Annotated in this window: 26 protein-coding genes and 1 tRNA gene; 13 read left to right on the top strand and 14 right to left on the bottom strand. The window is 67.0% G+C overall.

All coding sequences use genetic code 11. The features are described from left to right. Positions 1-38 precede the first annotated feature (38 nt). Positions 39-860, bottom strand: coding sequence for an IclR family transcriptional regulator (locus EJJ38_RS14335; protein ID WP_245454255.1), 822 nt, complete (start codon positions 858-860; stop codon positions 39-41). 196 nt (positions 861-1,056) lie between these two features. Between EJJ38_RS14335 and EJJ38_RS14330 the strand changes: the two genes are divergently transcribed. The 5 genes from EJJ38_RS14330 (at position 1,057) to EJJ38_RS14310 (ending at position 6,069) form a co-directional block, all read left to right on the top strand. Further along, positions 1,057-1,896: an ABC transporter permease gene (locus EJJ38_RS14330; protein ID WP_127090807.1), complete on the top strand. Its 840-nt coding sequence runs from the start codon at positions 1,057-1,059 to the stop codon at positions 1,894-1,896. A gap of 11 nt (positions 1,897-1,907) precedes the next feature. Beyond that, a complete protein-coding gene (locus EJJ38_RS14325) occupies positions 1,908-2,729 on the top strand; it encodes an ABC transporter ATP-binding protein (RefSeq protein WP_127090806.1) in 822 nt (273 codons plus the stop codon). 153 nt (positions 2,730-2,882) lie between these two features. Then, positions 2,883-4,013 (top strand): C45 family autoproteolytic acyltransferase/hydrolase, encoded by a 1,131-nt coding sequence (locus EJJ38_RS14320; protein ID WP_245454280.1) that lies wholly within the window; start codon positions 2,883-2,885, stop codon positions 4,011-4,013. Next, on the top strand, positions 4,010-4,912 hold the full coding sequence (locus EJJ38_RS14315; protein ID WP_245454254.1) for a polysaccharide deacetylase family protein: 903 nt from the start codon (positions 4,010-4,012) through the stop codon (positions 4,910-4,912). Before EJJ38_RS14320 ends, EJJ38_RS14315 begins: the two co-directional genes overlap by 4 nt. A gap of 5 nt (positions 4,913-4,917) precedes the next feature. Next, complete coding sequence (locus tag EJJ38_RS14310) at positions 4,918-6,069, top strand: Gfo/Idh/MocA family protein (protein WP_127090804.1); 1,152 nt, start codon at positions 4,918-4,920, stop codon at positions 6,067-6,069. A gap of 70 nt (positions 6,070-6,139) precedes the next feature. Here the strand turns inward: EJJ38_RS14310 and EJJ38_RS14305 are convergent, their stop codons facing one another. Beyond that, positions 6,140-6,499, bottom strand: coding sequence for a hypothetical protein (locus tag EJJ38_RS14305; protein WP_127090803.1), 360 nt, complete (start codon positions 6,497-6,499; stop codon positions 6,140-6,142). Between the two features lie 144 nt (positions 6,500-6,643). Here EJJ38_RS14305 and gabT point away from each other — a divergent pair, with 144 nt between their 5' ends. Beyond that, positions 6,644-7,948 (top strand): 4-aminobutyrate--2-oxoglutarate transaminase, encoded by a 1,305-nt coding sequence (gabT, locus tag EJJ38_RS14300; protein ID WP_127090802.1) that lies wholly within the window; start codon positions 6,644-6,646, stop codon positions 7,946-7,948. A gap of 114 nt (positions 7,949-8,062) precedes the next feature. Here the strand turns inward: gabT and EJJ38_RS14295 are convergent, their stop codons facing one another. The 6 genes from EJJ38_RS14295 to EJJ38_RS14270 all read right to left on the bottom strand — a co-directional run bounded on the left by EJJ38_RS14295 (position 8,063) and on the right by EJJ38_RS14270 (position 14,895). After that, positions 8,063-9,817 carry a CocE/NonD family hydrolase gene (locus EJJ38_RS14295; RefSeq protein WP_245454253.1) on the bottom strand — a complete coding sequence of 585 codons (1,755 nt, stop codon included), beginning with the start codon at positions 9,815-9,817 and terminating at the stop codon, positions 8,063-8,065. Between the two features lie 106 nt (positions 9,818-9,923). After that, a complete protein-coding gene (locus EJJ38_RS14290) occupies positions 9,924-10,946 on the bottom strand; it encodes an ABC transporter substrate-binding protein (protein WP_164738513.1) in 1,023 nt (340 codons plus the stop codon). A gap of 487 nt (positions 10,947-11,433) precedes the next feature. Further along, positions 11,434-11,520 (bottom strand) — tRNA-Leu (locus EJJ38_RS14285). Positions 11,521-11,656: 136 nt separating this feature from the next. Continuing rightward, the gene (locus EJJ38_RS14280) at positions 11,657-12,430 is read right to left on the bottom strand and encodes an enoyl-CoA hydratase (protein ID WP_127090800.1); all 774 of its coding nucleotides are present in this window, start codon (positions 12,428-12,430) and stop codon (positions 11,657-11,659) included. A 199-nt stretch (positions 12,431-12,629) separates the two neighbouring features. Further along, positions 12,630-13,511: a bifunctional DNA-formamidopyrimidine glycosylase/DNA-(apurinic or apyrimidinic site) lyase gene (gene mutM, locus EJJ38_RS14275; RefSeq protein WP_127090799.1), complete on the bottom strand. Its 882-nt coding sequence runs from the start codon at positions 13,509-13,511 to the stop codon at positions 12,630-12,632. Positions 13,512-13,692: 181 nt separating this feature from the next. Further along, on the bottom strand, positions 13,693-14,895 hold the full coding sequence (locus tag EJJ38_RS14270) for a DNA recombination protein RmuC (protein WP_127090798.1): 1,203 nt from the start codon (positions 14,893-14,895) through the stop codon (positions 13,693-13,695). An 81-nt stretch (positions 14,896-14,976) separates the two neighbouring features. Here EJJ38_RS14270 and def point away from each other — a divergent pair, with 81 nt between their 5' ends. The 4 genes from def to EJJ38_RS14250 all read left to right on the top strand — a co-directional run bounded on the left by def (position 14,977) and on the right by EJJ38_RS14250 (position 17,697). Next, positions 14,977-15,495: a peptide deformylase gene (def, locus tag EJJ38_RS14265; protein ID WP_127090797.1), complete on the top strand. Its 519-nt coding sequence runs from the start codon at positions 14,977-14,979 to the stop codon at positions 15,493-15,495. Positions 15,496-15,513: 18 nt separating this feature from the next. Further along, positions 15,514-16,434, top strand: a complete 921-nt coding sequence (gene fmt / locus EJJ38_RS14260; protein ID WP_127090796.1) for a methionyl-tRNA formyltransferase — start codon at positions 15,514-15,516, stop codon at positions 16,432-16,434. Positions 16,435-16,443: 9 nt separating this feature from the next. Further along, positions 16,444-17,226: a tRNA pseudouridine(38-40) synthase TruA gene (truA, locus tag EJJ38_RS14255; protein ID WP_127090795.1), complete on the top strand. Its 783-nt coding sequence runs from the start codon at positions 16,444-16,446 to the stop codon at positions 17,224-17,226. Between the two features lie 117 nt (positions 17,227-17,343). Beyond that, complete coding sequence (locus EJJ38_RS14250; protein WP_127090794.1) at positions 17,344-17,697, top strand: hypothetical protein; 354 nt, start codon at positions 17,344-17,346, stop codon at positions 17,695-17,697. A 189-nt stretch (positions 17,698-17,886) separates the two neighbouring features. Here EJJ38_RS14250 and EJJ38_RS14245 read toward each other — a convergent pair whose 3' ends face one another. From EJJ38_RS14245 to EJJ38_RS14235, 3 genes are all read right to left on the bottom strand, one after another. Next, a complete protein-coding gene (locus EJJ38_RS14245; RefSeq protein WP_338021879.1) occupies positions 17,887-18,654 on the bottom strand; it encodes a glutamine amidotransferase in 768 nt (255 codons plus the stop codon). Then, positions 18,635-19,117 carry a tellurite resistance TerB family protein gene (locus tag EJJ38_RS14240; RefSeq protein ID WP_127090793.1) on the bottom strand — a complete coding sequence of 161 codons (483 nt, stop codon included), beginning with the start codon at positions 19,115-19,117 and terminating at the stop codon, positions 18,635-18,637. Before EJJ38_RS14240 ends, EJJ38_RS14245 begins: the two co-directional genes overlap by 20 nt. Positions 19,118-19,283: 166 nt before the next feature. Further along, positions 19,284-19,550, bottom strand: coding sequence for a hypothetical protein (locus EJJ38_RS14235; RefSeq protein WP_127090792.1), 267 nt, complete (start codon positions 19,548-19,550; stop codon positions 19,284-19,286). 277 nt (positions 19,551-19,827) lie between these two features. Here EJJ38_RS14235 and EJJ38_RS14230 point away from each other — a divergent pair, with 277 nt between their 5' ends. Then, positions 19,828-20,373 carry a PRC-barrel domain-containing protein gene (locus EJJ38_RS14230; protein WP_127090791.1) on the top strand — a complete coding sequence of 182 codons (546 nt, stop codon included), beginning with the start codon at positions 19,828-19,830 and terminating at the stop codon, positions 20,371-20,373. 316 nt (positions 20,374-20,689) lie between these two features. Continuing rightward, complete coding sequence (locus EJJ38_RS14225) at positions 20,690-21,088, top strand: response regulator (protein WP_127090790.1); 399 nt, start codon at positions 20,690-20,692, stop codon at positions 21,086-21,088. Between the two features lie 168 nt (positions 21,089-21,256). Here the strand turns inward: EJJ38_RS14225 and EJJ38_RS14220 are convergent, their stop codons facing one another. From EJJ38_RS14220 to EJJ38_RS14210, 3 genes are all read right to left on the bottom strand, one after another. After that, a complete protein-coding gene (locus EJJ38_RS14220) occupies positions 21,257-21,592 on the bottom strand; it encodes a hypothetical protein (protein WP_127090789.1) in 336 nt (111 codons plus the stop codon). Between the two features lie 12 nt (positions 21,593-21,604). Then, a complete protein-coding gene (locus EJJ38_RS14215) occupies positions 21,605-21,904 on the bottom strand; it encodes an ElaB/YgaM/YqjD family protein (RefSeq protein WP_127090788.1) in 300 nt (99 codons plus the stop codon). A gap of 103 nt (positions 21,905-22,007) precedes the next feature. Further along, entirely contained in the window at positions 22,008-22,799 is a 792-nt protein-coding gene (locus EJJ38_RS14210; RefSeq protein ID WP_127090787.1) for a response regulator, read from the bottom strand. A 271-nt stretch (positions 22,800-23,070) separates the two neighbouring features. Between EJJ38_RS14210 and EJJ38_RS14205 the strand changes: the two genes are divergently transcribed. After that, positions 23,071-24,798, top strand: coding sequence for a sensor histidine kinase (locus EJJ38_RS14205; protein WP_127090786.1), 1,728 nt, complete (start codon positions 23,071-23,073; stop codon positions 24,796-24,798). The last annotated feature ends 95 nt before the right edge of the window (positions 24,799-24,893 follow it).

The raw sequence follows: 24,893 nt of genomic DNA, 5'->3' as shown, positions 1-24,893 counted from the left end.
GTGTTCCGGTGCTTCCACGGAAGCACCGGACCTCCTGATCAGAAGGGGGCGATGGCCCCGCTGAGGGCGCTCGCCGCCTCCACCGCCAGCGGCGCGAACCGCTTGGCGAAGCTTTCCGGGCTCCATTCCGAGAGCGACCCGGCAATATGCACCGCCGCCACCGGCCGCGCCCGGTGGTCGAGCACGGCGCAGGCTACGGCCACCTCGCCGATCAGGCTCTCGTCCTGCACCAGCGAATAGCCCTCCGTGCGCGCCCGCTGCACCTGGGCGCGGATGTCGTCCGGCGCCGTGAGAGTCTTGGGGGTCAGGGGCACCAGCTCGGAGCGGGCGATGATGCTGTCCACCTCGCCGTCCGACAGCTTCGCCATGATGGCCCGCCCGCCGGAGGAGCAGAAGGTGGGAATCCGCCGGCCGATCAGGGTGGCGAAGAAGGTCTGCCGCTTGCTCTGGCGGCGAATGGCGTAACAAATGGTCAGATCGTCGAAAATAGACAGATCAACCCGCTCGTGCGCGGTTTGTTGAAGCTCGTTCAGCACCGGCACCGCCCGCTCGATGAGCGGCCAGCTCCGCAGGAAATCGAAGGAGCGGTCCAGCACCTTCGGCCCCAGGCAGAAGCCGCGCCCGTCCAGCCCCTTGCGCAGATAGCCCAGGTGCAGGAGCGTGTAGGCCATGCGCTGGACCGTGCTTTTGTCCAGCCGCGCGAGGTCGCCGATCTCCTGGAGGCTCATGGGGCCGGGATGGGCGGCGAACGCCTCCAGCACCGCGATACCCTTGCCCAGCGAGTTGACGAACTGGCGCGGATCGACGGTCGACGTTTCGTCCCGCCCTTCCGCGCGCAAGGTGTTGACAAACCCGCTCAAGGGAGGTTCCTTTCAATAGAAAATAAAAACGATCGTATTGTGTTTCAATACGAAAATATCAGACGGGGATTACCATGGCAAGCGACCTTGCAACCGGGCGTCCCGCCCCTCCCTTTCTCTCCCCGCATGCCTCCCGCATGACCCGTTCCGTGCCCGGTTCCGCCGGGCCGGCGGTTGGCCGGGCGAGGGCGCGCGCATGACGGATATCCAGGGTACGGAGGCCGCCCCCCTCGCGCTTCCCGCCCCCTCCCGCGCCGGGCGCGTGCGCGGGCTGGTGGAGCGGTTCGGCCCGTGGCTGCTGACCGCTTTCCTCATCGGCCTCTGGGAATTCGCGGTCCGCTTCTTCAAGATCCCGCCCTTCCTGCTGCCCGCGCCGTCCCAGATCGCCGTGCTCATGTACAATGAGTGGTCGCTGATCCGGATGCATGCGGCGGCCACCATCTCCAGCATGGTGTCCGGCTATGTCTGCGCCGTCATCTTCGCCCTGACGGTTTCCGCGCTCATGATCCGCTTCCCGCTCATGGAGCGGTGCGTCATGCCCATCTTCGTGGCGCTCCAGAGCGTGCCGAAGATCGCCATCGCTCCCCTCATCCTGGTGTGGGTCGGTGCGGGCTTCCATTCCAAGCTGCTGGTGGTCACGGCCATCGCCTTCTTCCCCATCGTCATCAATACGATGACCGGGTTCAAGGAGGTGGACCGGGGGCTGCGCGACGTGTTCACCTCGGTGGCGGCCAGCGAGCGGCAGATCTTCTTCCAACTGCGTCTGCCCTATGCCATGCCCTACATCTTCGCGGGGCTGCGCATCGCCACCACCCTCGCGGTTCTGGGGGCCATCGTGGCCGAGTATCTCGCGGCCTCCAACGGCCTCGGCTACCTCGTCCTGTCCGGCAGCTTCAACTTCAACACGGCCCGCTCGTTCGCCGCGATCATCGCGCTCGCGGTCATCGGCACCACCTTCTTCGGCCTCATGTCGCTCATCGAGCGCCGCCTCTCCTGGAAGCGGCACGCCATGGGCGACCAGACCACCCACGATTAGGGAGCGAACCCATGGCCGTCATCGAGGACAAGGGCGCGCTGCAGGCGAAGGCCGGTGCGGGCATCTCCATCTCCAACGTATCCGTGGTGTACGGCGCCGGGGGCGCGGAGCCGGTCACCGCGCTGAAATCCATCAATCTGGACATCCAGGACGGCGCGTTCGTCTCGCTCATCGGGCCGTCCGGCTGCGGCAAGAGCACGCTTCTGAAGGTGGTCTCCGACCTGATGCGGCCCACGGCCGGGCAGGTGGCCATCGGCGGCGCGTCGCCCGCGCAATTGCGCAAGGCGGGCCGTCTCGGCCTCGTCTTCCAGCAGGCCAACCTGATGCCCTGGCTGAATATCCGCCGGAACATCGGCCTGCTGAAGTCGCTGGTGGCGGGGCATGGCGGCACGGTTTCCGCCGCGGCGCCGTCCGTGGATGCCCTGCTGGATGTGGTGGGCCTCACCGGCTTCGGGGAGAAGTTCCCCCACCAGCTCTCCGGCGGCATGCAGCAGCGCGCCGCGCTCGCCCGCGCCCTGGCGCTGGACCCGGCCGTGCTGCTCATGGACGAGCCGTTCGCGGCTCTGGACGAGATCACCCGCGACCGCATGGCCTTCGAGCTGATGCGGGTGTGGCAGCAATACCGGAAGACCGTGCTGTTCGTGACCCACAGCCTCAGCGAGGCGGTGCTGCTCTCCGACCGCGTGGTGCTCATGAGCCCGCGGCCGGGCCGCATCCACCGGGTGATCGACATCGACCTGCCGCGCCCCCGCACCCCGGAGACGCGGCTGACCGAGGGCTTCTCCAAGCTGGTGCTGGAGCTCAATCGTGAGCTCTACGAAGTCATGCATTAGAGCATTTTCAAGCGAAGTGGAGTCCGGTTCGCGTGAAGAAAATGCGTAAAAACAAACCTTTAGACCGTTCAGAGGGCGATCCACCGACCGGGTTGGTTCAACCTGATCGGATCGCGCTCTGGCATCCCGCGAACTGGGAAAGGCATAGACGTGATGCGCGCCGTACCTTCTTTGACGGTCGGCGATGATCCGCGCGAGCGCGGGCGCCTGCATGGCGCGCGCTTCGCCGACGACATCGCTTCCAATCTGGAAACCTATCTGAGGCGCTTCGAGGCGTCGGGCCTCGACCGCGACACCGCCTTCCTGGAGGGCAATCGCTGGTATGCCTCCATCCGGCGGCAGAACGAGGACTATGCCGAGGAGATGCGCGGCATCGCCGAAGGCTCGCGCCACGGCGAACCGGCCATTGCCGTGCTCAATGCCCGCTACGAACTGGCTTTCACCCTGTTCGGCCAGGATGCGGCGCGCAACGAGGCGCTGCGCAAGGAATTGCTGACCGTGGGGCCGGACGGCTGCACCACGTTCGGCCTGCTGCCGGAAGCAACCGCCGACGGCCACACTTGGCTCGGCCAGAACTGGGACTGGCTGGCGGGGGTGCATGACCGCAACCTCGTGCTGCGGGTGCGCCGCCGCAACGGGCCGAGCTTCGTGTGCTTCACGGAAGCCGGCATCGTGGGTGGCAAGATGGGTGTGAACGAGGAGGGCATCGGCCTCGTGGAGAACGGCCTCGCCTCCTCCAATGACGGCGTGAACCCCTACGAGAAGCCGTTCCATGTCCGCTGCCGCGAGGTGCTGGATGCCGGGCGGTTCGACAATGCCTTGCGCCCCGTGGTGGACACCCGCCGCACCTGTTCGGCCAATTTCGTCATCGGCCATGCGGACGGCGAGATCATCGATATCGAGACCTCGCCGAACCACCTCACCTATCTCCATCCGGAGGACGGCATCGTCACCCATTCCAACCATTTCGCGGGAACGGGCCATGGCGAATCCCAGATGGAGAAGATCGCGCCCAACACGCTTTACCGGGCGTCGCGCATCCGCCGCCTGCTTCGGGGGACGAAGGGCGGGATCACGTTCGACGACATGCGGCGGGTCACGCAGGATCATTTCGGCCATCCCAACGCCATCTGCCGCCACGCCGACGAAACCCAGCCGGAAGCCAAGCGCACCATGACCACGGGCGCGGTGCTCATCGACCTCAATGCCCGGGTGATGCATGTGGCGAACGGTCCGCCCTGCACCTACCCCTATGTGCCGTTCACCATCGATGGGGAGGAATGACCATGCATCCGGCGATCCCTGTGCCCCCGTCTCCCATCACGGAGCGGCCCTTCTCCCGCATGGACGAGCCGTTCCCCTGGCCGAACGGCGCGCGCTGCGCGGTGATGCTCACCTTCGACTTCGATGCGGAGACCCTGTGGTTCTCCCGTGACCCCGACAATGCCCGCCGCCCCGGCGTGCTGAGCCAGGGTGTCTATGGGGGCCGGGTGGGCGTCCACAAGGTGCTGGACCTCATGAAGGAGGAAGGCACGCCCGCCACCTTCTTCACGCCCGGCTGGACCATCGAGCGCTATCCGCAGGCGGTGGAGCGCATCCTGGCTGATGGCCATGAGCTGGGCCATCACGGCTATCTGCACGAATGGATCGACCCCGAATTCCCGGACCTGGAAGAAGAGGCCATGGACAAGGGCCTCGACGCCATGAAGCGCATCGTCGGGGTGAAGCCGAAGGGCTTCCGCTCGCCTGCAGGGGAATCCAGCCCCAACATGATCCGCCTGCTGACGGAAAAGGGCTTCCTCTACGATTCCACCCTCATGGACGGCATCGTGCCCTATCGTCACGAACTGGCGGACGGGCGGCCCGGCGTGGTGGAAATTCCCTGGCACTGGTCGCTGGACGATGCGCCCCAGGCCCTGTTCTCCGTGCGCAGCCCGCGCCCCATCATGACCAACAGCCATATCCTCGAAGTCTGGCTTGAGGAGTTCCACGAAATCTATCGCTGGGGCGGCCTCGTGGATGTGGTGATGCATCCGCAGATTACCGGGCGCCCCTCGCGCATCGCGTTGCTGCGCAAGTTCATCCAGGAAGTCCGGCGCTTCCCCGGCGTGTGGTTCGCCACCGGCGCGGAGGTGGCTGAGGCTTATGTGGCGGCCGAAGCCACCCTCGGCGCGAAGGGCTGACGGACATGGCCGTACATCCCATCCGCATCGCCATGAACGGCGTCACCGGACGCCTCGGGCAGAACCAGCATCTCATCAATTCCATCCTCGCCATCCGCAGGGAAGGCGGGGTTGCGCTGGCGACCGGCGACCGGCTGATGCCGGAGCCCATCCTGCTCGGCCGCAATGCCGAGAAGGTGGAGGCGCTGGCGAAGGCGCACGGCGTCGCCGACTGGTCCACCGACACGGCGGCGATGCTGGCCGATCCGACGGTCGCCATCTATTTCGACGTCGCGGCCACCGCCGGGCGCGTGCCGCGCGCTTTGGAAGCGATCGCGGCGGGCAAGCATGTCTATCTGGAGAAGCCCGTCGCCGACACGCTGGAGGACGCCCTGGCGCTGGCACGGGCAGCTGAGGCGGCCGGGGTGAAGAACGGCGTGGTGCAGGACAAGGTGTTCCTGCCGGGTTTCGCCAAGCTGAAGAAGCTGAAGCAGGCGGGCTATTTCGGCCGGGTCCTGTCGGTGAAGCTGGATTTCGGCTGGTGGATCTTCGACGGCGAGATGCATCCCGCACAGCGCTCGTCCTGGAACTACAGGAAGGCCGAGGGCGGCGGCCTGATCCTCGATATGTTTCCCCACTGGCGCTACATGATCGACGGCCTCGTGGCCCCCATCACCGCCGTCACCTGCCGCCATTCCACCGTCACCCCGCACCGCCGTGACGAGGCCGGGCGGCCTTATGAGGTGGATGTGGAGGACGAGGTGGCCGCCACCTTCGAGCTGGAAGGCGGCGCGCTGGCGCAGGTCACCTCCTCCTGGGCGACGCGGGTGCGGGCGGACGACATGCTGACACTGAAGGTGGACGGCACCAAGGGCTCGGCGGTGGCGACCCTGCACCGCTGCTTCATCCAGCCGGACGTGGCGACGCCCAAGCCGCTCTGGAACGTCCAGCAGCGCATCGACCGGGATTTCGCCGCCGACTGGCAGGAAGTGCCGGACGTGGATCCCTTCAAGAACAGCTATCGCTGCGGCTGGGAACTGTTCCTGCGCCATGTGGCGGAGGGCACGCCCTTTCCCTCGCCCCTCATCGAGGGCGCCAAGGGGCTCCAACTGGTGGATGCCTGCTACCGCAGCAACCGGGAGCGAAGCTGGGTGGACCTGCCCCGGCTCGCGCTCTGAGCCGGTGGGCGCGGCCCCCATTCCCGTCCGGGCAGGCCCTTGGGGCGCTGCCCGGTTTGGGCGTGGGGGGCTAATCCTTGCTGAGCGAGGTCAGGTCTGCCTTGAAGAGCGGAGCATAGGGATTGCCCGCCTTGCTCAGGGCCTCGCGCGCGGCGGAGCGGACATTGCCCTCCTTCTCCTCCTGGGCCCTCAATTCCTCAAGCTGGGCCTTCAGGGACTCCATGGTCTTGCGGACCTCTTTCAGCGCCTCTTCCAGCTTGCGGATTTCCTGCTGCTGCGCCGCCTCGTCGGTTCCCCGCGCGCTCTTCACCTCCGCAAGCTGCGCCTCCAACTGGTTCTCCCGAAGGACCAGCTTGTTGAGCGCGGCGGTGGTCGCGGGCTTCCCCGTGGGGCCGACGATCCTGAGAATCTTGTCCGCAACGACGACCATGGGCAATCCTCACCGTCCGGATGCAATGTCCCAGGGTTAACCGCGCCGCTTGTGCGGGGCTGACCATAACCGGCTCATGACGCTTGAAACCGCCAGATTGGCGGCAGATCATCCCGCCGACCTTCTCGAAAAGGGTGTTTCCCAATGACGACCACGTCCGAACTCAAGACCCGCCAGGCCACGGCGGTGGCCCATGGCGTCGCCACCAAGGGCATCTATGCGGCGCGCGCGGAAAATTCCGAGCTGTGGGACGTGGACGGCAAGCGCTACATCGATTTCGCCGCCGGCATCGCCGTGCTGAATACCGGCCATCGCCATCCCAAGGTGATGGAGGCCGTGCGCGCGCAGGCCGACGCCTTCACCCACACCTGTTTCAACGTGTCGCCCTTCGAGGGCTATATCGCGCTCGCCGAGCGGCTGAACGCCATGGCGCCCACGGGCGGGGAGAACCAGTCCATCCTCGTCACCACCGGCGCCGAGGCGGTGGAGAATGCGGTGAAGATCGCGCGCGCCTATACCAAGCGGGCGGGCGTGGTGGCCTTCTCCGGCGCGTTCCACGGCCGCACCCTGCTGGGCATGTCGCTCACCGGCAAGGTGGCGCCCTACAAGCGCAATTTCGGCCCGTTCCCGGCCGAGATCTATCATGTGCCCTTCCCGAGCGCGCTCATGGGCGTCTCCACGGACGACGCCATCGCGGCCATCGAGCGCCTGTTCGCCTCGGATGTTGAGCCCGAGCGCATCGCCGCCTTCATCGTCGAGCCCATCCAGGGCGAGGGAGGCTTCAATGTGGCGCCCGTGGACTTCCTGGTGCGCCTGCGCGAGCTTGCCACCCGGCACGGCATCCTCTTCATCGCCGACGAGATCCAGGCCGGCATGGGCCGCACCGGCAAGATGTTCTGCATCGAGCATGCGGGCATCCAGGCGGACATCATCACGCTGGCCAAGGGGCTTGCGGGCGGCTTCCCGCTCTCCGCGGTGGTGGGGCGCAAGGAGATCATGTCGGCGGCCCATCCGGGCGGCCTCGGCGGCACCTATGCGGGCAACCCCATCGCGGTGGCCGCCGCCCATGCGGTGCTGGATGTGATCGCCGAGGAGGGCCTGTGCGAACGCGCCCTCGCCATCGGTTCGCGCATCACGGACCTGCTCAACGGCTTGGCGAACCGCCAGGGCATGGAATGCATCGGCGACGTGCGCGGGCTCGGCGCCATGGTGGCGTTCGAGCTGCTGGAGGACCGGGCGCGCAACACGGCCGCCCCGGCGCTCACCAACAAGATCGTGGAAGAGGCGGAGAAGCGCGGCCTGATCCTGCTGACCTGCGGGACGCGGGCCAACGTGATCCGCATCCTCACGCCGCTCACCATCTCCGACGAGACCTTGTCCGAGGGGCTCTCCATTCTGGAGCAGTCCATCGAGGCGGCCGTTTCCCTGGCCCCCGCCGCCGCGGCGTGACGCCGGCCCGGCGCGCCGGGTCCCGTCCTTCAACAGAAAGGGCCCCGCCGCTGTTTGCGGCGGGGCCCTTTTCGTATGCGCGGACAAGACGGGGGGACGCCCCGCCTTTCAGCTTCAGGCGCCGGGGATGACCGGCAGCATCAGATAGGTCTCACCGTCCGGCCCGAAATGGAGGGTGTTCTGGCCGCCGAAGATCTCCTTCGGGCGGTCCACCGGGTCGTTGTGGGTGAAGGGGCCGACGCCGTACATCTTGTAGGAATTGTACGGCATGTCGGCCGGGGTGCCGTCATACTCATAATCCTTGCCCCGGATGTTGAGGGCGAGGCGATAGTCGGCCGGCACCACGATGCAGGTGGGCCACACTTCCACATCCAGTTCCACGGGCGTGCCCGGCTCCAGGGGCTGGCTCTCGTCATGGGTGTGATAGGGGCGATAGGGCAGGGTCTTGGCCGGGTCCAGCTTGCGCTGGGAGGCGCGCAGCCAGCCGAGGCCGATGGGTGTGCGCGGATCGTTGGAGCCGATGAACACCACCTCCTTGCCCTCCGGGTCATAGACGCGGATGGCGAGGAACACGTCGGCGTCCTGTGTCTGGGAGGACAGGAACAGCTTCGCCGCGATGGGGCCGGTGATTTCCAGGGGCTCCGTGAGGGGAGGGGTGGTGAAGAACAGCCCGTCGCCCAGGGCCTCATAGGTCAGCGTGGTGGCGCCGGCCTCGGGCTTCGTGGTTGTGAGGGCCAGGGTCGCGGGGTCGAGATAGAACTTGGTCCATTGGGTGCGGGCGAGGGGCCATTCCTGCTCGTCGCGCAGCACGAACTTCTCGCCGGGATGGCGGATGTTCAATTGCACCGGCGGCTGCTTGTCCCAGCCCGTGTCCTCGCCCTTCAGGAAGTGGCCGAAGAACTTCTTCTGCAGCGCGAGGCCGTAATTGGAATAGAAGTGCGAGAAGTGCGTGTCGCCATGCACTTCCAGCCATTTCTGCTTGCTGCCGGCCTGAAGATAGCCCTCGAAATTGCCGCGCGTGTGCAGGCCCACGCCGCCCCAATTGGCGGAGGAGAGCAGCGGCACCTCGATCTTCGCGAAGTCCGACGGCGAGCGGTCCTTGTGGAACTGGTCCACCAGCTTCTTCTCGCGAATGATGGGCATCAGGTCGATGCGGTTCTGCGCGAGCTCTTCTTCCGAAAGGGTCAGCGGACCGCCCACCGGCTCGCCGGTGACGCGCGAGCGCTTGCCGCGCTCGCCGACGCCGTTCTGCATGGAGACCACCTGGCGGGTGTACCAGTTGCCCATGAATTCATTGAGGATTCCGCCCGAGCGGAGCTGCTCGCGGTAGAAGTCCGAATAGCCTTCCCAGATGCACAGGGCCGCCAGATGCGGCGGCTGGAGCGGGCCGACCTGCCATTGGTTCACGGCATAATAGGAGATGCCGGACACGCCCACCTTGCCGTTGGACCAGGGCTGCACGCCCGCCCATTCGATGCAGTCGTGGATGTCCTGCGTTTCCTGCGGCCCCCAGGGGTCCAGGAAGCCCGGCGAGCGGCCCGCGCCACGGGAATCGATGCGCAGGCACACATAGCCGTCCGGCACCCATTTCTCGGGGTCGCACAATTCCCAGCTCTGATAGGTGCTGGACGTGCCTTCCAGCACTTCCGGGAAGGAGGCGATCATGCGCGTCCAGGCGCTCTTGTAGCCGTCCTCGAAATGCAGGCCCTTCGCATAGGGGCCGTAATGGAGGATGACCGGATACTGGCCGTCGTCGAGCGGGCGGAAGATGTCGGCGCGCAGCACGATGCCGTCCGGCATCTGGATGGGCGCGTCCCATTCCACGCGCATGCCGTCGCGCACTTCGCTTTTGTGCTGGTCGTCACTCATGGGAGGGCTCCGGGGCGTGTGGCGGGCATGCGCCCGCAATCCCGCGCGTGACGGCGGGTTGGTTCAGGGAGAGGCGCGCGGTGCCTCTCGGCACCGCGCGGAAGGCTCAGTTGGTGGGCTTGCGGACCGCTGCCGCGAGCGTCTTGGCGGCTTCGGCGGCATCCACGAACTGGTTCGTGTAGAGGCTCGAAGGCGCGGGCTTGGTGGGCAGATCGTCGGAGAGCGAGTCGATGGTCGCCGTCCACTTGGCGTCGTTCATCTTGCCGAAGCGCTCGGCATAGTCCGGCGAATTGTAGAGGTCATAGATGATGGCGAGCTTGCGGGTCTCAAGCTTGAGGTCGCGGTCGGGGGCGACCTTGATGACCTCGGCCACCGCCGGCTCCATGTTCTTCTGGGTCCAGATATAGCCCTGGAGCGTGGCGTTCACGAAGCGCTGGACGAGGCCAGGATCGCTCTTCACCAGCGCCTCGCTGGTGTAGATGACCGTGCCGTAATTCACGAGGCCATTGTCCTTCAGGGACATGATGTTCACCGGGAAGCCACGGTCTTCCAGGGTCAGCGCCTGGCCGAAGGAATAGCCCCACAGCGCATCCACCTTGCCGGCGGCCAGCATCTGCACTTCGGCGCCGCGCGAGACGAGGACGAACTCGATATCGTCGCGGGTGATGCCGCCCTTCTTCAGCAGCGGGTCGATCTGGCCCTTCACGTTGGCCTGGAACCAGGTGATCTTCTTGCCCTTCATGTCCTTCGGCTCGGCGATGTTCGAGCTTTTCAGGGTGATCACGGCGATGGGCGTGTCGGGCTGGTCGGCCATGATGGCGACGATGGGCATGCCGCTCGCCTTGGCCTTCACGAAGCCGTCCGCATTGGCGACGCCGAACTGCTCACGGCCGCTGGCCACCAGGGCCTCGCCGCTCTGCCCGGCGGACGGCGGGCGGATTTCCAGCTCGATGCCTTCCTTGGCATAGAAGCCCTGGGCGATGGCGGCGAAATACTGGGCGTGCATGGCCCAGGGCGAGAAATTGATGCGCAGGACCACCTTGTCGAGGGCGCTCGCGGGCGCGGCGCTCAGCAGCGACGCGCAAGTGAGGGCGGCAAGACCCGCGACCAGTTTCGGCAACGCTTTCATGGATAGCTCCTCCGGAATTCGCGACATGGGGAGACGCGCAGCGGCAGCGCGCTCCGGACGGCACAAGAGACAGACGGGGCCGGCCCGCGGGCGAACGGGCGCCAAGGCACCCTGTAGCCACGGAAAGCGTTCATGATGAACACCCCTCTGATAGGTTCGTATTGAATTACAATACGATCGTTTTTATTTTATGAGAGAAGGGAACGCCACGCCCGGAGCTTTGTCAACCGGCTTTCACAGTGGTGCGTGGGTGTGCGAGCGCGTGCCACCTCCAGGCGGGCGCGCGTGCTCGTTCCGAGCGGGATCGCCCGGCGCGTTTCGAGGATCGTTGTGTACGGAAGGGCTGCGGCACCGGGAGCGCAAGGAGCTTCCGGGAAGCCCGTGATGGGCTGCGCAAAGCAGGCGCCCGGCAGACATGAAAAAGCCCGCACCGTGCAAGGGGCGGGCGACCTGTGATCTCTGATGTTTCAAGAGATTAGAAAATAAGTGGTGCCCAGGAGAGGACTCGAACCTCCACGGCCGTTAAGCCACTGGCACCTGAAGCCAGCGCGTCTACCAATTCCGCCACCTGGGCCTCGTCGCTTCGGGAAGCGAAGAGAGGCGTGACATAAGGGAGAGGGTTCCCCCTTGTCAACGCCCCCTCGCCGCCGTTTCGCGAAAAATCCCGCTTGGGCCGGAGCTCTCCACAGGCGGAGCGCTCCGGCACGGGATCACTCCTTGTTGAACTCGGCCGGGCGCTTGGCGATGAAGGCGGCCATGCCTTCCTTCTGGTCGGCCAGCGCGAATTGCGACTGGAACACGCGACGCTCGAAGCGGATGCCCTCGGCGAGGCTGGTCTCGTAGGCGCGGTTCACGCTCTCCTTGGTCATCATGGCCACCGGAAGGGACATGGCGGCGATGTTCGCGGCCACCTTCAGCGCCTCCTCCACCAGATCGGCGGCGGGGATGATGCGCGAGACGAGGCCGCAGCGCTCGGCTTCCACCGCGTCCATCATGCGGCCGGTCAGGCACATTTCCATGGCCTTGGACTTGCCCACGAAGCGCGTGAGGCGCTGGGTACCGCCGGAACCGGGCATCACGCCCAGGCGGATCTCCGGCTGGCCGAAGCGGGCCGTGTCCGCTGCCAGGATGAAGTCGCACATCATGGCGAGTTCGCAGCCGCCGCCCAGGGCCACGCCCGACACCGCCGCGATGATGGGCTTGCGGGTGCGCGACAGGCGCTCCCAGGAGGTGATGAAATCGTCGAGATAGGTGTCGGGATAGGTAAAGTTCTGCATCTCCTTGATGTCGGCGCCAGCGGCGAAGGCGCGCTCGGAACCGGTCAGGATGAGGCAGCCGATAGTGCGGTCCGCTTCCAGGGCGTCGAGGGCGGCAGACAGATCCTTGATCAGCTGCACGCTGATCGCGTTCAGGGCCTGCGGGCGATGGAGCCGGATAAGCCCGACCCGACCGTGCGTTTCCACCTGAACTGTCTCAAATTCCATCGTTTGCCTCCCGTCGGCTTTGCGCCATGTGCGAGCCGGTGACCGGCTCAACAGGGGATGCGCGGCCCTGCCGCGCTCCCGCCGATCCGTCTGTAGCATTGGGGGCGGGGCACGCCCAAGCCCCGCTGCGCGCCCGGAGGCTGTGCACGGATTCACCTCCTGCGACCGGCAGGCGCGCAGCTTCCCGCGCAGGCGCGGGTCAGCGCTGGCAGGTGGAGCAGAAGAAGGTGGAGCGGGCGCCCTGGACGATGCGCTGGACCGTGCCCTTGCAGCGGTAGGTGGGGCACCGTTTGCCTTCCCGGTCATAGACGCGGAAGGCGTGCTGAAAATAGCCCAGCTCGCCATTCACCCGCCGATGATCGCGCAGGCTGGAGCCGCCCGCCAGGATGGCGTCGCGCAGCACGTCGCGGATGGCCCCCACCAGGCGCTCCGCCCGGTCCGTGGGGCCGCCCGCTTTGGTGGCGAGCGTGGTGGCGAGGCGCCGGGGCGAGAGACGGGCGCGGTTGAGTGCCTCGCAGACATAGATGTTGCCGAGGCCGGCGACGATCTTCTGGTCCAGCAGCGCGCTTTTCAGGCTGATACGCCGGCCCGCGCAGGCGCCCGCCAGATAGGTGGCGTTGAAATGGTTGCCCAGGGGTTCGGGACCGAGGTCGCGCAGCAGCGGGTGGCTGTCCAGCCGGTCATAGGGCACCAGCAGGATGGCGCCGAAGCGGCGCGGATCGTTGAAAGTGACGCTGGCGCCGCCCGCGAGATTGAGCACCACATGGTCGTGCGGACCGGGCGCGCCGCGCGGATGGTGGAACGCGCCGGGGCGGCCGGCGGTGGCGGCGCCCTCGATGCGGATGGAGCCGGACATGCCCAGATGCAGGATGAGCACCTCGCCCCCATCCAGGTCGGCCAGCAGGTATTTCGCGCGTCGTCCTACCGCCTCGATGCGACGTCCGGCGAGCCGATCGGCGAAGTCGGTGGGCAAGGGCCAGCGCAAATCGGGCCGGCGCGCCTCGGCACTCTCGATCACGGCACCCTGGAGAACGGGCATCAGACCGCGGCGGACGGTTTCCACCTCGGGCAACTCGGGCATTTCATCCTTCAACGCTTCGCCGCGCGCAACCGAAGCGCGAGCGCATGATTCATGACAGACTTATGAAGCTAGCGGTGCGGCGCCTGGGCGCAAGACATAATGCAGCGAGCAAAACGGGCCGTGGATAACCCTGGGGGCGACCCTGCACCCGCTACCGTTGCATAGTCGGCAAACGAGGGTGCTACTCGGCAGCCCCGGGAAGGGTGAGGCCGAGCTGTCCAATCCGCTCGGGGGCATTTAAAGGTTCGGCTGAGGCCGGGGGCACCTCGAATTCCAGTTGCTCCAGCCGCATGCCCCTCTTGGCGATCTTGTCCGCAGAGATGAGCACCTTGGAAACATCGTCGCCTACCTGCCCGAAATGCTTGGAGAGATCGCCCACGCGATCCCTGAGCCGGGTCACATCCTTCACCAACTCCCCCACCTCGGCCCGGATCCGGTCCGCCTGCTCGCGCATGCGGGCATCCTTGGAGATGGCCTGCACCACCTGGATCGCCAGCATGAGCAGCGAGGGGGAGACGATGACCACGCGGGCGCGGAACGCCTTCTGGATCACGTCGTCGAAATTCTCGTGCAATTCGGCATAGACGGATTCGGAAGGGATGAAGATGAGCGCGATGTCCTGGGTCTCGCCGGGCAGCAGGTAGCGCTCGGCCACATCGCCCACATGCTTGTGCATGTCGGCGGAGAGGCGCGTGCTTGCGCTCTTGCGCGCCTCGGGCGTCTGGGCCTCGCGGAAGGCGGTGACTGCCTCCAGGGGGAACTTGGCGTCCACCAGCAGGGGACGATGATCGCCCGGCAGGAAGACGGCGCAGTCCGGCCGCCGGCCGTTGGAGAGGGTGTACTGGAAGGCGAAGCTGTCCTTGGGCAGGCCGTCCGTGACGATGGCCTCCATGCGGGCCTGCCCGAAGGCCCCGCGCGCCTGCTTGTTGGAGAGGGTTTCGCGCAGGGACACCACCTGGGTGGAGAGGTCCGCGAGGCTCTTTTCCGCCTTCTCCACCATCACCAGCCGCTCGGCCAGCTTGGTGAGGCTTTCATGGGTGGCGCGGGCGGCCGTGGAAAAGCTCTCGCCCAGGCGGTGCGAGGTGGAATCGAGACGCTCGGATACCGCGCGGGCCAACTCGCTCTGACGTTGCGCCAGCACCTCGCCCATATTCTGGACCCGGCCCGTGGTCTCCGCCTGGCTCCGGGCGAGATCCCGCAGCCGGGCCTCCATCTCGCGCGCATGAGCCGCCAGTTCCTCCGCCTCCAGGGCGCGGGCCTGCGCGGCGCGGCGGGCGGAGAGGGTAAGGGCGGCGAGCAGCACCAGCGCCATCACGCCGATGGCACCGAGAAACAGGCCCAGCGGGACGGGATACGCACCCAGATGAAAGACGATATCGCTCATGCCTTTTCCTTAGACGATTCCCCCGCTCGAACAAAGGGCGAACATGTTGACCCTGCACGGCGGATCGCCTATCTGCCAAGCATGGCCATACGTCCCATTCTCATCATCCCCGAGCCCAGGCTGCGCCAGATGTGCGCGCCGGTGGAGACCATCGACCGCGAGATCGAGGCGCTCGTGGCGGATATGTTCGAGACCATGTACGACGCGCCGGGCATCGGCCTTGCCGCGCCGCAGGTGGGCGTGCTGCGCCGCGTGGTCACCATCGACGTGTCGCGGGAAGAGGATGCCCGCCAGCCGCTGACCCTCATCAATCCCGAGATCGTCGCGGCCTCCGAGGAGATGTCGGTCTATAGCGAGGGCTGCCTCTCCATTCCCGAATATTACGAGGAGGTGGAGCGCCCGGCCGAGGTGACGGTGCGCTACCGCACCCTGAAGGGGGGCGTGGAGGAGCAGCGCGTGAGCGGGCTTCTCGCCACCTGCGTGCAGCACGAGATCGACCATCTGAATGGCGTGCTCTTCATCGACCATATCTCGAAGCTGAAGCGCGACCGCGTGACGAAGAAATTCGCGAAGGCGGCCCGGCGCGAGGTGGCGGGCTGAGCCCGCCGGGAAAACGACATGCGCATCGTCTTCATGGGCACGCCCGATTTCGCCGTGCCGACCCTCACCGAGCTGGTGGCCCGCGGCCACGATGTCGCGGCGGTCTATACCCGCGTGCCCGCGCCCGCCGGGCGGCGCGGGCTGGAACTGGTGCCGTCCCCCGTCCATGCGGTGGCGGAAAAATTCGCCATTCCGGTCTTCACCCCCACGACGCTGCGCACCGAGGACGCCGCCCGGCAGGTGCGCGACCTGGAGGCGGAGGTGGCGGTGGTGGTCGCCTACGGGATGATCCTGCCCCAGGCCATCCTGGATATCCCGACGCTGGGCTGCCTGAACCTGCACGCCTCCCTGCTGCCGCGCTGGCGCGGGGCGGCGCCCATCCAGCGCGCCGTCATGGCGGGCGACCGGGAGACCGGCATCGCCGTCATGCGCATGGAGGCGGGCCTCGATACCGGCCCCGTGGGCCTTCTGGAGCGGGTCTCCATCAGCCCGGACATGACATCGGGCGAACTGCACGACCGGCTGATGGTGCTGGGCGCGGACCTTATCGGCCGGGCGCTGGCGGCCCTGGAGCGGGGTGGACTGCACTTCACCCCCCAGCCGGAGGAGGGCGTCCTCTACGCCCGCAAGATCGAGAAGGCGGAGGCCAAGATCGACTGGTCGCTTCCCGCCGCCGAGGTGCACAACCGCATCCGGGGCCTCTCGCCCTTTCCCGGCGCCTGGTTCCCCCTGGAGGACGGCACGCGGGTGAAGGTGCTGCGCGCGGCCCTGGCGGACGGCGCGGGTGCGCCGGGCACGGTGGTGGGGGATGGCCTCGTGATCGCCTGCGGCGAGGGCGCGATACGGCTGGCTGACCTGCAGAAGGCGGGCAAGCAGCCCATGGGCGCGGAGATGTTCCTGCGTGGCAATCCGCTGCCCGCGGGAAGTCGCCTGGGCTGAGGGGCGAGCATGCCCCGCTACAAGCTCACCATCGAATATGACGGCACCCCGTTCGCGGGCTGGCAGGTCCAGGCGGGTCTGCCCACGGTGCAGGGCGTGCTGATGGACGCACTGGAGCGGCTGTGCGGCACGCGGGTGCATGTGGCCGGTGCCGGGCGCACCGATGCGGGCGTCCATGCCACGGGCCAAGTGGCGCATATCGACCTCGAACGCGATTTCCGGCCCGACACGGTCCGCGACGCCATGACAGCCCATTTGCGGCCCCATCCCGTGGCAGTGCTGGCGGCCGAGAAGGTGGCGGATGATTTCGACGCGCGCTTCTCCGCGCGGCGGCGGCACTATCTCTATCGCATGGTGAACCGCCGCCCGGACCTGTCACTGGAGCGGGACCGGGCGTGGCGTGTGCCCCAGCCGCTGGATGCGCAGGCCATGCACGCGGCCGCCCAGCGTCTCCTGGGCCAGCACGATTTCTCCGCCTTCCGCGCGGCCGAGTGCCAGGCGGCCTCTCCGGTGAAGACGCTGGATCAGCTGGACGTGGCCCGGCACGGCACGGAAATCCGCATCGTCACCAGCGCGCGGTCCTTCCTGCACCATCAGGTGCGGTCCATGGTGGGTTCCCTTCTGCGGGTGGGGGAGGGGCGCTGGAGCGGGGATGACCTGTTCGCGGTCCTGAAGTCCGCCGATCGCACCCGCTGCGGCCCCATGGCCCCGGCCTGCGGGCTCTATCTGGCCCACGTGGATTATGAGGATGCGGCCGGTGCGGAGACTGAAATCAATCCGGTCAATTTGTGACACTTTGGATCCGGAACAAATTTCGCGCTGCATCATTATGGTCGCGATACGCTGGGGTGATAGCGTCAGGTGAGCGTAATGATGCTGAAATTGCCTTTGTTTACCCGCGCTGGCCGCATGCGGGGCACAAGCGTCCACAGCTCCGACTTCGTGGTGGCGCGCGCCGTAAGCGCGGCGCCGTCGGCCTTCGTCTTCTTCGACGGAACCGAGGCCGTCGGCCATGGGCGCGGCAAGGCTGCCGAGCCGCTTCCCGGCGTTGCCTTCTTCGTCGATGAGGCGTGGTCGTGCGCCGACATGCGGGAGGCCCAGGCCCAGGCGGCTCGCCTCAATGCCCGCGCCGCTGCGCACGCCGTGCTGGGTGAAGAGGCGGAGCCGTGGATCGCCATCGCCGTGCGCAAGGTGATTTCCGCGATGACGCCGCAGTCGTCCGCCAATGCCGCTTCCCGCGGGCGCGGCTCGCTGTCCCGCTGATCCCGCTTCCGCTCTCTCTTTTTGTTTTTACGTGTTTCCTTTACGCGAACCGCTTCACGCTTGGCTCGGAAACACTCTAGAGCCTGATCCGATCAGGTTGAAACAACCTGATCGGTGAATCAGCCTCTACTCTCTTGATAGAGAACGTTTTACCGATCGGATTGCGATGCAATCCGATCGGAACGTGCTCTAGGGGACAGCCTTCGCCACCGTCAGGCCGATCCATCCGTCCAGGAAGCCGTCGAGCCACCGGCACACCGCCGGGTCATATCGCGACCATCCTTCATGATGCGCCTCGGCCGGCTGCGCGCCGGGATGGGTGAGGCGCGCGGCGCCCACCGTGGTCCAGCGGCACATCATGGCCTGCGTCACTTCCGGGTGGAATTGCAGCGCATAGGCTGAGCGGCCATAGCGGAACGCCTGATTGGGGAAGACATCCCCTTCCGCCAGCAGCTCCGCGCCCTTGGGCAGGTCGAAACCCTCCGCATGCCAGTGATAGACATGGGTCGGCCAGGGCAGGAGACGCTCGCCGAGCCGCGTGGGTCGAAGCGGATAATAGCCGCGCTCGCACAGCCCTTCCCGATGCTGGCCCACACGCGCCCCCAATTGCACCGCCATGAGCTGCGCTCCGAGGCAGATGCCCAGCAGCGGGACTTCGCGCGCCATGGCGCGGCCCACAAGGTCGATTTCGGCGCGGATATAATCGTGCGTGTCGTTGGCGCTCTGCGGGCCGCCGAACACAACTACGGCAGCGTAGTCGGACAGGTCCTGGGGAAGCGGATCGCCCACGGCGGGGCGGCGGGGCTCCAGCGTGAAGCCGCGGCGTTCGAGACGCTCGCCCAGGCGTCCGGGCACGGAATGGGCCTGGTGAAGAATGACGAGGATGCGGCGCTGCGCGCCCGCCTCCCAGGACGGCTCCAGTTCCGATGGGAGATCGTCAGTCGCTTCGCGGTCCAATGTCCCCTTCTGCCTCCTCTCGCACTTCCCGACGGATCCGCACGCGGTCGCGGGAGCCCACGTTCAAAAGCTCCGCCGCGCGCCAAACCAGATTGTCCTCGAATTCGGTGAGCCCGCCATCGGCATAGGCCACCTCGAACATCATCTCGACCACGCGCCTGCGGCCCTCGTCGTCGAGCGCGCGGTTCAACACGCTGGTGAAGGCATAAAGGTCCACCGCCTCCGCATCCTTGGCGATGGCCAGTTCCACGAGCTTTTCGGTGTCGGCGGCGCTCAGTTGGAAGCGCTCGGACAAGATGCGCTGGACGATTTCACGCTCCACCTGGGTCACGGACCCGTCGATGGACATGACATGGACGAGGAGCGCGGCGGCGGCGAGGCGATAGTCGTTCTCCTCGAACGCCTGCGTGTCGCGGCTTCCACCCGTGATGTCGGCGATGAAATCGGAGAGGACGCGGAACATTCAACCCCCAGGGCGATCCCTTAAGGGACGGTGCCATAACAGGCCCCGCCCTCCAAGCATGCGCATGGGCCGTCTCCGCTGCGTCAGGCACTTCTTGGCGAAGTGTGACTTTCATGCTGCGCCGCGCTTGTGGCCCCGGCTGGGGGAAGGCCGTGGCGTGCCCGTGTTACTGGGGCGCCTGGGGCGCGGGCATGCGCGAGCGGTAGTCGTTCTGGATCCGGCCGGTGGAATCCCCTTCGCCCGGCCGGGGCGTGCGCATGGGCGGGGGGGCGAGATTCTGGCGCGGCGCCGGGGGGGCCATGTTCTGGCCGGGGACGCCGGGGGAAGGCCCCATCTGGGGCACGACAATGGGGCGGGTCTGCGCCGCGGCGACGCCGACACCCGAAACGGCCAGAACCACGCTCAGCGCGGCGATCTTGAACAGGGGCGTCATGTGCGTCCTCCGAGGGTCCTTCAATGGCGTCGCAGGCCCGTGCCTGCCCCTATCACATAGGCGCGCTGCCGTCCCTCGCCAGGGGGTGTTGGGCAGTGTGGGCGATAAAAGACGGTTGTTCCATGTAAAAAGAGCGTTTTTCCCTTAAGGCCAAGGTTCTGTTTTCGTTGTTATTCATAGTTTCTCGGAACGAACCTGAGCATTGAGCGTTTTCCTCAACGTAATCCAATGCAACTGGCGCGCCGCGAGGGTGTGCCGGAAGAACAGGGAGATCCCTATGCGCACGCACCTGCTGACCGCTGTCGCTCTTTCCGCGCTGATCGCCGGGCCGGCTCTGGCCCAGTCCACCGCGCCCACCCCCTCCAGCGGTGCCACCACCGCGCCTGCCGCCGGTGCCGCTGACGGTGCCATCAAGATGCCGCACAATACCAGTGCGGCTGCCACGGGCACCTTCATCGATGCCCAGGATCGCGAGCAGTGGCTCGCCACCAACCTGATCGGCACCGCCGTGCGCGGCTCCTCCGACGAGAATCTCGGCGAGGTGAACGACGTGCTGATGGATCGCAACGGCAACGTGGTCGGCGCCGTGATCGGTGTCGGCGGCTTCCTGGGCGTGGGCGAGAAGGATGTCGCCGTGCCCTTCAACTCGCTGGAACTGGTGCGCAATTCGGACGGCGACAAGCTGGTCCTGCGCAAGAGCAAGGATGAGCTGAAGGCGGCGCCCGAGTTCAAGGAATTCACCCCGAACCCGCCCGCCGCCTCTGGCACCGCGGCCCCCGGCTCCACCAGCGCGCCCATGACGCCCCCCGCCACGGCGCGCTGACCGTCTCCCGGCCTGACCGGGAGCTGATGATCGGGCGGTGGTCCTCCGGGACCGCCGCCCTTTCCTTTTGGGCGGTCACGCTCGTGACGCATTTAGGGGGTGCCCTGCCGGTGGCGCCATGCGCCGGACCGGAACCTGTTCCGATGAGATCGACGCGACGTGATCTGACCCCCCTCTCCGGGGTATGAGAGGGCGGTGAAAGATCCAGGCTGAAGCTCCGGCGTGTTGCGCGGCGGGGCGTTCGCGCCCGGGAGTGGCACGCCGCCTTCTGGTGGCGGCGCGAAGGAGCGGGCGGAAGCGGGAAGGGGCGGAGGACGTGAGCGATAGGCCGCAAGCCTGCGGGGCCATCCTCCTTGTGGAGGATGAGCCGTTCGTCGCCATCATGGCGCAGCAGATCCTGGAGGAGGACGGCTTCCGGGTTCGGCACGCCGCCAATGGTGCCGACGCGATTTCCGTTGCGCGCGACCCCGGCGTGACCATCCGTGCCGCCATCGTGGATTTCGGACTGCCCGACATGAACGGAGACGAAGTGGTGCGGGCCCTGCGGCACCTGCATCCGGCGCTGCCCGTGCTGGTGGCGTCGGGCTACGGCCTCACGGAGCTTCAATCGGTGTTCGGGGAGGGGCGATCCATCTGCTTCGTCAGCAAGCCCTATGACGGCGCTTGCCTGAAGGATGGCCTCGCGGATCTCGGGATCATGGCCGTTCAGGACTGAGATGCCACGCGGTGCGCGTGCGCGTCCGGAAAAGTGACCGTTTGGGAGATGTGAGCGGCGGTCGCGTCGAAAGCCGGGGAGGGGGAAGGGGGGTGGGCACTCCCGCCGCGCCCGCCGCTCCCTGATGAAACGCCTTCCCCGAGGCGCAGTTCCGCGGCCGGAAAACTTTTAGCGGCGTTTTCCGAACATTACGGCCTGGACGATGCCGACCAGCGCCGCGGCGCCGATGGCCACCATGGGATTGGTCTCCACCACGCGGGAGAGGGAGGCCGCCGCCGCCCCCAGGCCGGCGCTGCCCAGCGCCGAGTTGGAGCTGCTTTTCCAATGCGCGCCGACGATGGCGAACAGGCCCGAAATGACCAGGGCGATGAACCCCGTCAGCAGGCCCGCCGCCCAGGGCGCCATGGCAAGGAGCAGCGCGGAGTAGAGGCCCACGCCCAGAAACGCCGTTCCGAGGCAGAAAAAGATGCCGGCGACGGAAAACAGAGCGACGCGAGCCACCACGGCCTAACCCTCCTATCGGCGCAGCAGGATCAGGCCGAGAACTGCCCCGACGCCGGCCGAGATGGCGCAGGCCGTGATCGGCTTCTCCTGGATATAATCCCGCAGCGTCGCATATTGCCCTTCGGCCCATTCCGACACTTCGCCCATGGCCGCCTCGGCTTCCTCGCCCGCGCCGTCCACGCCGTGGCGCGCGGTGCGGCTCAGCGTCTGCATGAGTTGCGCGAGGTCCGCCTTCACGGCGGCGAGGTCGGCCTTGAGCTCGTCGAGATGGGCATCGGCCGCCGCGGGTCCGGTCTTCGGCATGTCCGCCATGGTCAAGTCTCCGATTGAGGGCACAATCGCGTGAACGCAAAGGTCACGCAAGTGCGAAAACGCCAAGCGGCGGGCCGGGTTCCGGCCGCGCCGCCGGCATGCATCAGGCGATGCGGGCGGTGGGCTCGGCGCCCGTGCGGGCCTCGTGGAAGAACAGCGCCTGGGCGATGGTGGCCTTTACGTTTTCGCTGAGGAACGGCTTGGTGATGAGATAGGTCGGCTCCGGCCGCTCGCCGGTCAGCAGGCGATCCGGGAAGGCGGTGATGAAGATCACCGGCACGTTGAAGCTCTCCAGGATGTCGCTCACCGCATCGATTCCAGAGGAGCCGTCCGCCAGCTGGATGTCCGCCAGCACCAGCCCGAAATCGCCGCTCCTGGCCAGCTCCAGCGCGGCTGTATGGGTGGGGGCGACGCCCACCACCTCGTGCCCCAGCTCGGTCACCAGGGTCTTCAGGTCGAGTGCGATCACCCATTCATCCTCGATGATGAGGACGCGGGTGGCGAGCTGCGCATCGATCTCCGCCTGGGCGGCCACCACCATGGCCTCCACCTGGTCGAGGGTGGTGGAGAGGATGGAGGCGGCCTCCGCGAAGGAGAAGCCTTCCATGGCGGTGAGCAGGAGGGCCACGCGGGAGGTGGAGCCGAGCTGCTGGAGGCGCAGGTCGGCGCGGATCGCCGCGCCCCCGGCGGATGCGGGCCTGCGGGACCAGACCTCGTAGAAGGCCCGGTAGAGCGCGACGCGCGGCGACAGCTCCGGGCGAATCGCGGCGGTTCCGTCCAGGATGGCCTTCAGCGTGTCCTGGACCAGCCCATCACCGGCCTTTTGGCTGCCGAGCAGGGCGCGCGCGAAGCGCCGCAAAAGGGGAAGCTGCTTGATGAGCTGTTGGTGTGGCATGCGCCTCTCGCCTCTCAGAAAGTCGGCTTCAACTCAGCCGCGCGCGAAAAGTTCCCTGTGGCAGGAACCCGAGCGCGAATTTCGCATTATAGCCTCGCATGCCGGGGATTGCAGGCCGGGTGCGAGAAACCCGGCTGCGTGTGCGGACATTCAGGATTTCCTTATCGCCTGTTCTGGAATGGGGATCTAATGGAGGGAAGCGGTCACGCTTCCGGTTGCCGGGCTTTCGGACACCTGTGAGGGGCGTGCGCGTGGACAGGTGGATTTTTTCATGCGGTGGGTGAAAGGCGCGGCGACCCGTCTTCGCGATCGTGAACGGGCTGCGATCTTCGCCTCGGCCGCCGGCCATCCGCGCCATCTGCTGGACAGTGTCCGCCGGGGTCTGATCCTGGTGATCCTCATCGCCATCACCCCCATTGCCTCTGCCAGCATGGTGCAGGGCGTGCTGCAATTGCGGCGCGCCACCGAAGAGGCCCAGCATCGCCTGCTCCAGGGCGCCATCACCGGCGCCGGCAGCCAGCAGAACGTCTTCGCCTCCGCCGAAAACGTGCTCCAGGCGCTGAAGAACGTGCCGGGCGTGCACAGCGACGGCCAGGATTGCGCGGCGACACTCTATGGCGCCACCCTCAGCCTGCCATTCGCCTCCAACATCGCCTTCATCGATGCGGAGGGGCGTGTGACCTGTTCCGCCCTCACCCAGGCCGGCACCGACATGTCGCAGCGCGGCTGGTGGCAGAGGGCGAAGGCGTCCAAGGCCTTCACCCTGGGCGAGCGCCAGATCAGCCCGGTCACGCGCTCGGAAATCATGATCGGCACGCTGCCGCTCTATAATGCCCAGTCGGACTTCGTCGGTGCACTCTCCGTGGCCATCGATGCGGGCTGGCTGGACAATCTGCTGAAGCGCGAGACCCCGTCCAGCGAGGGGGTCGCGGCCTTGTTCGACGCCGAGGGGCAGCAACTGGTCTCCAACGCGCCGGCCATCAGCCGCCGCCTGTTCGACGGCAAGGACCTGTCGGATTATGTGGGCAAGCTGGGCGAGACGCGGGACATTTCCGGTCGCTCCTGGAGCTTCGCGGTGGCCACGCTGGAGCGGCACAACCTGCTGCTCGCCTACGCCCAGCCCTCCGACGAACTGTTCCAGTGGACCACCTTTCATGTGGCGGTCAGCTTCATCCTGCCCATCTTCATGGTGATCTTCACCATCGTCGCCATCTGGCTCGCCACGGACCGCATGGTCCTGCAATGGCTGCTCTATCTGCGGCGCGTGACGGCGGTCTACGGGCAGGGCCATTACGGCTTCCGCCCGTCGCGCATGGACCAGGCGCCGAGCGAGTTCCGCGTGCTCGGCCATGCCATCGAGGACATGGCGCTGGCGATCCGCGAGCGGGACGCGAAGCTGCGCGAGGGGCTGGCGGAGAAGACCGCGCTGGTGCGCGAGATCCACCACCGGGTGAAGAACAGCCTCCAGGTGGTGGTGAGCCTGCTCAGCCTCTACGGCTCCGGCGTGCGCGACGAGGCGGACCGCTCCCGGTTCGACCAGTTGCGCATCCGCATCAATACCCTCGCCGTGGTCCATCGCATTCTTTTCGAGGCGAGCGAGGGGTCGCAGGTGCAGATTTTGGAACTGCTGCGCGAATTGAGCGCCCTGCTGGAAGCCTCCCTCGACCGCACGGTGCTGGTCACCGTGGAGGCGGACGAGGTGGTGCTGCCCACCGACCTTGCGGGCCCGCTCGCCTTGCTGCTCACCGAGATCATCATGGCCATGGGCCGGGCCAGCGCCCGCCCGCCCTTGCGGCTGGCGCTCAAGGGCGTGGAGGAGGGCGGGCTCGTGGTCCTCAGCCTGATCGCCTCCGAGGATCTGCGGGACAGTCTCAGTGAGGCCAAGATCCCGCTCGCCTACGGCTTCACCCGCCAGATCGGCGGTTCCCTTGAGGTCGTCCCCGCCGGCACCGGCTGCCGCGCGCAGGTGCGCTTCTCCCCCCGCTTCAAGACCCGCTGACCCCGCGCGGATCACTCCGGGCCGTCCGTGGTGGAACCGGCGGGCCCCCGACGCCGTTGGTCTTGGAGAACGTCCACCGGACAAGGTCCGCGACG

Source organism: Aquabacter cavernae (assembly GCF_003993795.1).
In the GTDB taxonomy this organism is placed as follows: Bacteria; Pseudomonadota; Alphaproteobacteria; order Rhizobiales; family Xanthobacteraceae; genus Aquabacter; species Aquabacter cavernae.
This window is presented reverse-complemented; position numbering and strand designations above follow the sequence as displayed.

Excerpts from the sequence above, each read along its gene's own strand:
- EJJ38_RS14330 (WP_127090807.1), top strand. The coding sequence starts at position 1,057 with ATGACGGATATCCAGGGTACGGAGGCCGCCCCCCTCGCGCTTCCCGCC.
- EJJ38_RS14325 (WP_127090806.1), top strand. The coding sequence starts at position 1,908 with ATGGCCGTCATCGAGGACAAGGGCGCGCTGCAGGCGAAGGCCGGTGCG.
- EJJ38_RS14320 (WP_245454280.1), top strand. The coding sequence starts at position 2,883 with ATGCGCGCCGTACCTTCTTTGACGGTCGGCGATGATCCGCGCGAGCGC.
- EJJ38_RS14315 (WP_245454254.1), top strand. The coding sequence starts at position 4,010 with ATGACCATGCATCCGGCGATCCCTGTGCCCCCGTCTCCCATCACGGAG.
- EJJ38_RS14310 (WP_127090804.1), top strand. The coding sequence starts at position 4,918 with ATGGCCGTACATCCCATCCGCATCGCCATGAACGGCGTCACCGGACGC.
- EJJ38_RS14305 (WP_127090803.1), bottom strand. The coding sequence starts at position 6,499 with ATGGTCGTCGTTGCGGACAAGATTCTCAGGATCGTCGGCCCCACGGGG.
- gabT (WP_127090802.1), top strand. The coding sequence starts at position 6,644 with ATGACGACCACGTCCGAACTCAAGACCCGCCAGGCCACGGCGGTGGCC.
- EJJ38_RS14295 (WP_245454253.1), bottom strand. The coding sequence starts at position 9,817 with ATGAGTGACGACCAGCACAAAAGCGAAGTGCGCGACGGCATGCGCGTG.
- EJJ38_RS14290 (WP_164738513.1), bottom strand. The coding sequence starts at position 10,946 with ATGAAAGCGTTGCCGAAACTGGTCGCGGGTCTTGCCGCCCTCACTTGC.
- EJJ38_RS14280 (WP_127090800.1), bottom strand. The coding sequence starts at position 12,430 with ATGGAATTTGAGACAGTTCAGGTGGAAACGCACGGTCGGGTCGGGCTT.
- mutM (WP_127090799.1), bottom strand. The coding sequence starts at position 13,511 with ATGCCCGAGTTGCCCGAGGTGGAAACCGTCCGCCGCGGTCTGATGCCC.
- EJJ38_RS14270 (WP_127090798.1), bottom strand. The coding sequence starts at position 14,895 with ATGAGCGATATCGTCTTTCATCTGGGTGCGTATCCCGTCCCGCTGGGC.
- def (WP_127090797.1), top strand. The coding sequence starts at position 14,977 with ATGGCCATACGTCCCATTCTCATCATCCCCGAGCCCAGGCTGCGCCAG.
- fmt (WP_127090796.1), top strand. The coding sequence starts at position 15,514 with ATGCGCATCGTCTTCATGGGCACGCCCGATTTCGCCGTGCCGACCCTC.
- truA (WP_127090795.1), top strand. The coding sequence starts at position 16,444 with ATGCCCCGCTACAAGCTCACCATCGAATATGACGGCACCCCGTTCGCG.
- EJJ38_RS14250 (WP_127090794.1), top strand. The coding sequence starts at position 17,344 with ATGCGGGGCACAAGCGTCCACAGCTCCGACTTCGTGGTGGCGCGCGCC.
- EJJ38_RS14240 (WP_127090793.1), bottom strand. The coding sequence starts at position 19,117 with ATGTTCCGCGTCCTCTCCGATTTCATCGCCGACATCACGGGTGGAAGC.
- EJJ38_RS14235 (WP_127090792.1), bottom strand. The coding sequence starts at position 19,550 with ATGACGCCCCTGTTCAAGATCGCCGCGCTGAGCGTGGTTCTGGCCGTT.
- EJJ38_RS14230 (WP_127090791.1), top strand. The coding sequence starts at position 19,828 with ATGCGCACGCACCTGCTGACCGCTGTCGCTCTTTCCGCGCTGATCGCC.
- EJJ38_RS14215 (WP_127090788.1), bottom strand. The coding sequence starts at position 21,904 with ATGGCGGACATGCCGAAGACCGGACCCGCGGCGGCCGATGCCCATCTC.
- EJJ38_RS14210 (WP_127090787.1), bottom strand. The coding sequence starts at position 22,799 with ATGCCACACCAACAGCTCATCAAGCAGCTTCCCCTTTTGCGGCGCTTC.
- EJJ38_RS14205 (WP_127090786.1), top strand. The coding sequence starts at position 23,071 with ATGCGGTGGGTGAAAGGCGCGGCGACCCGTCTTCGCGATCGTGAACGG.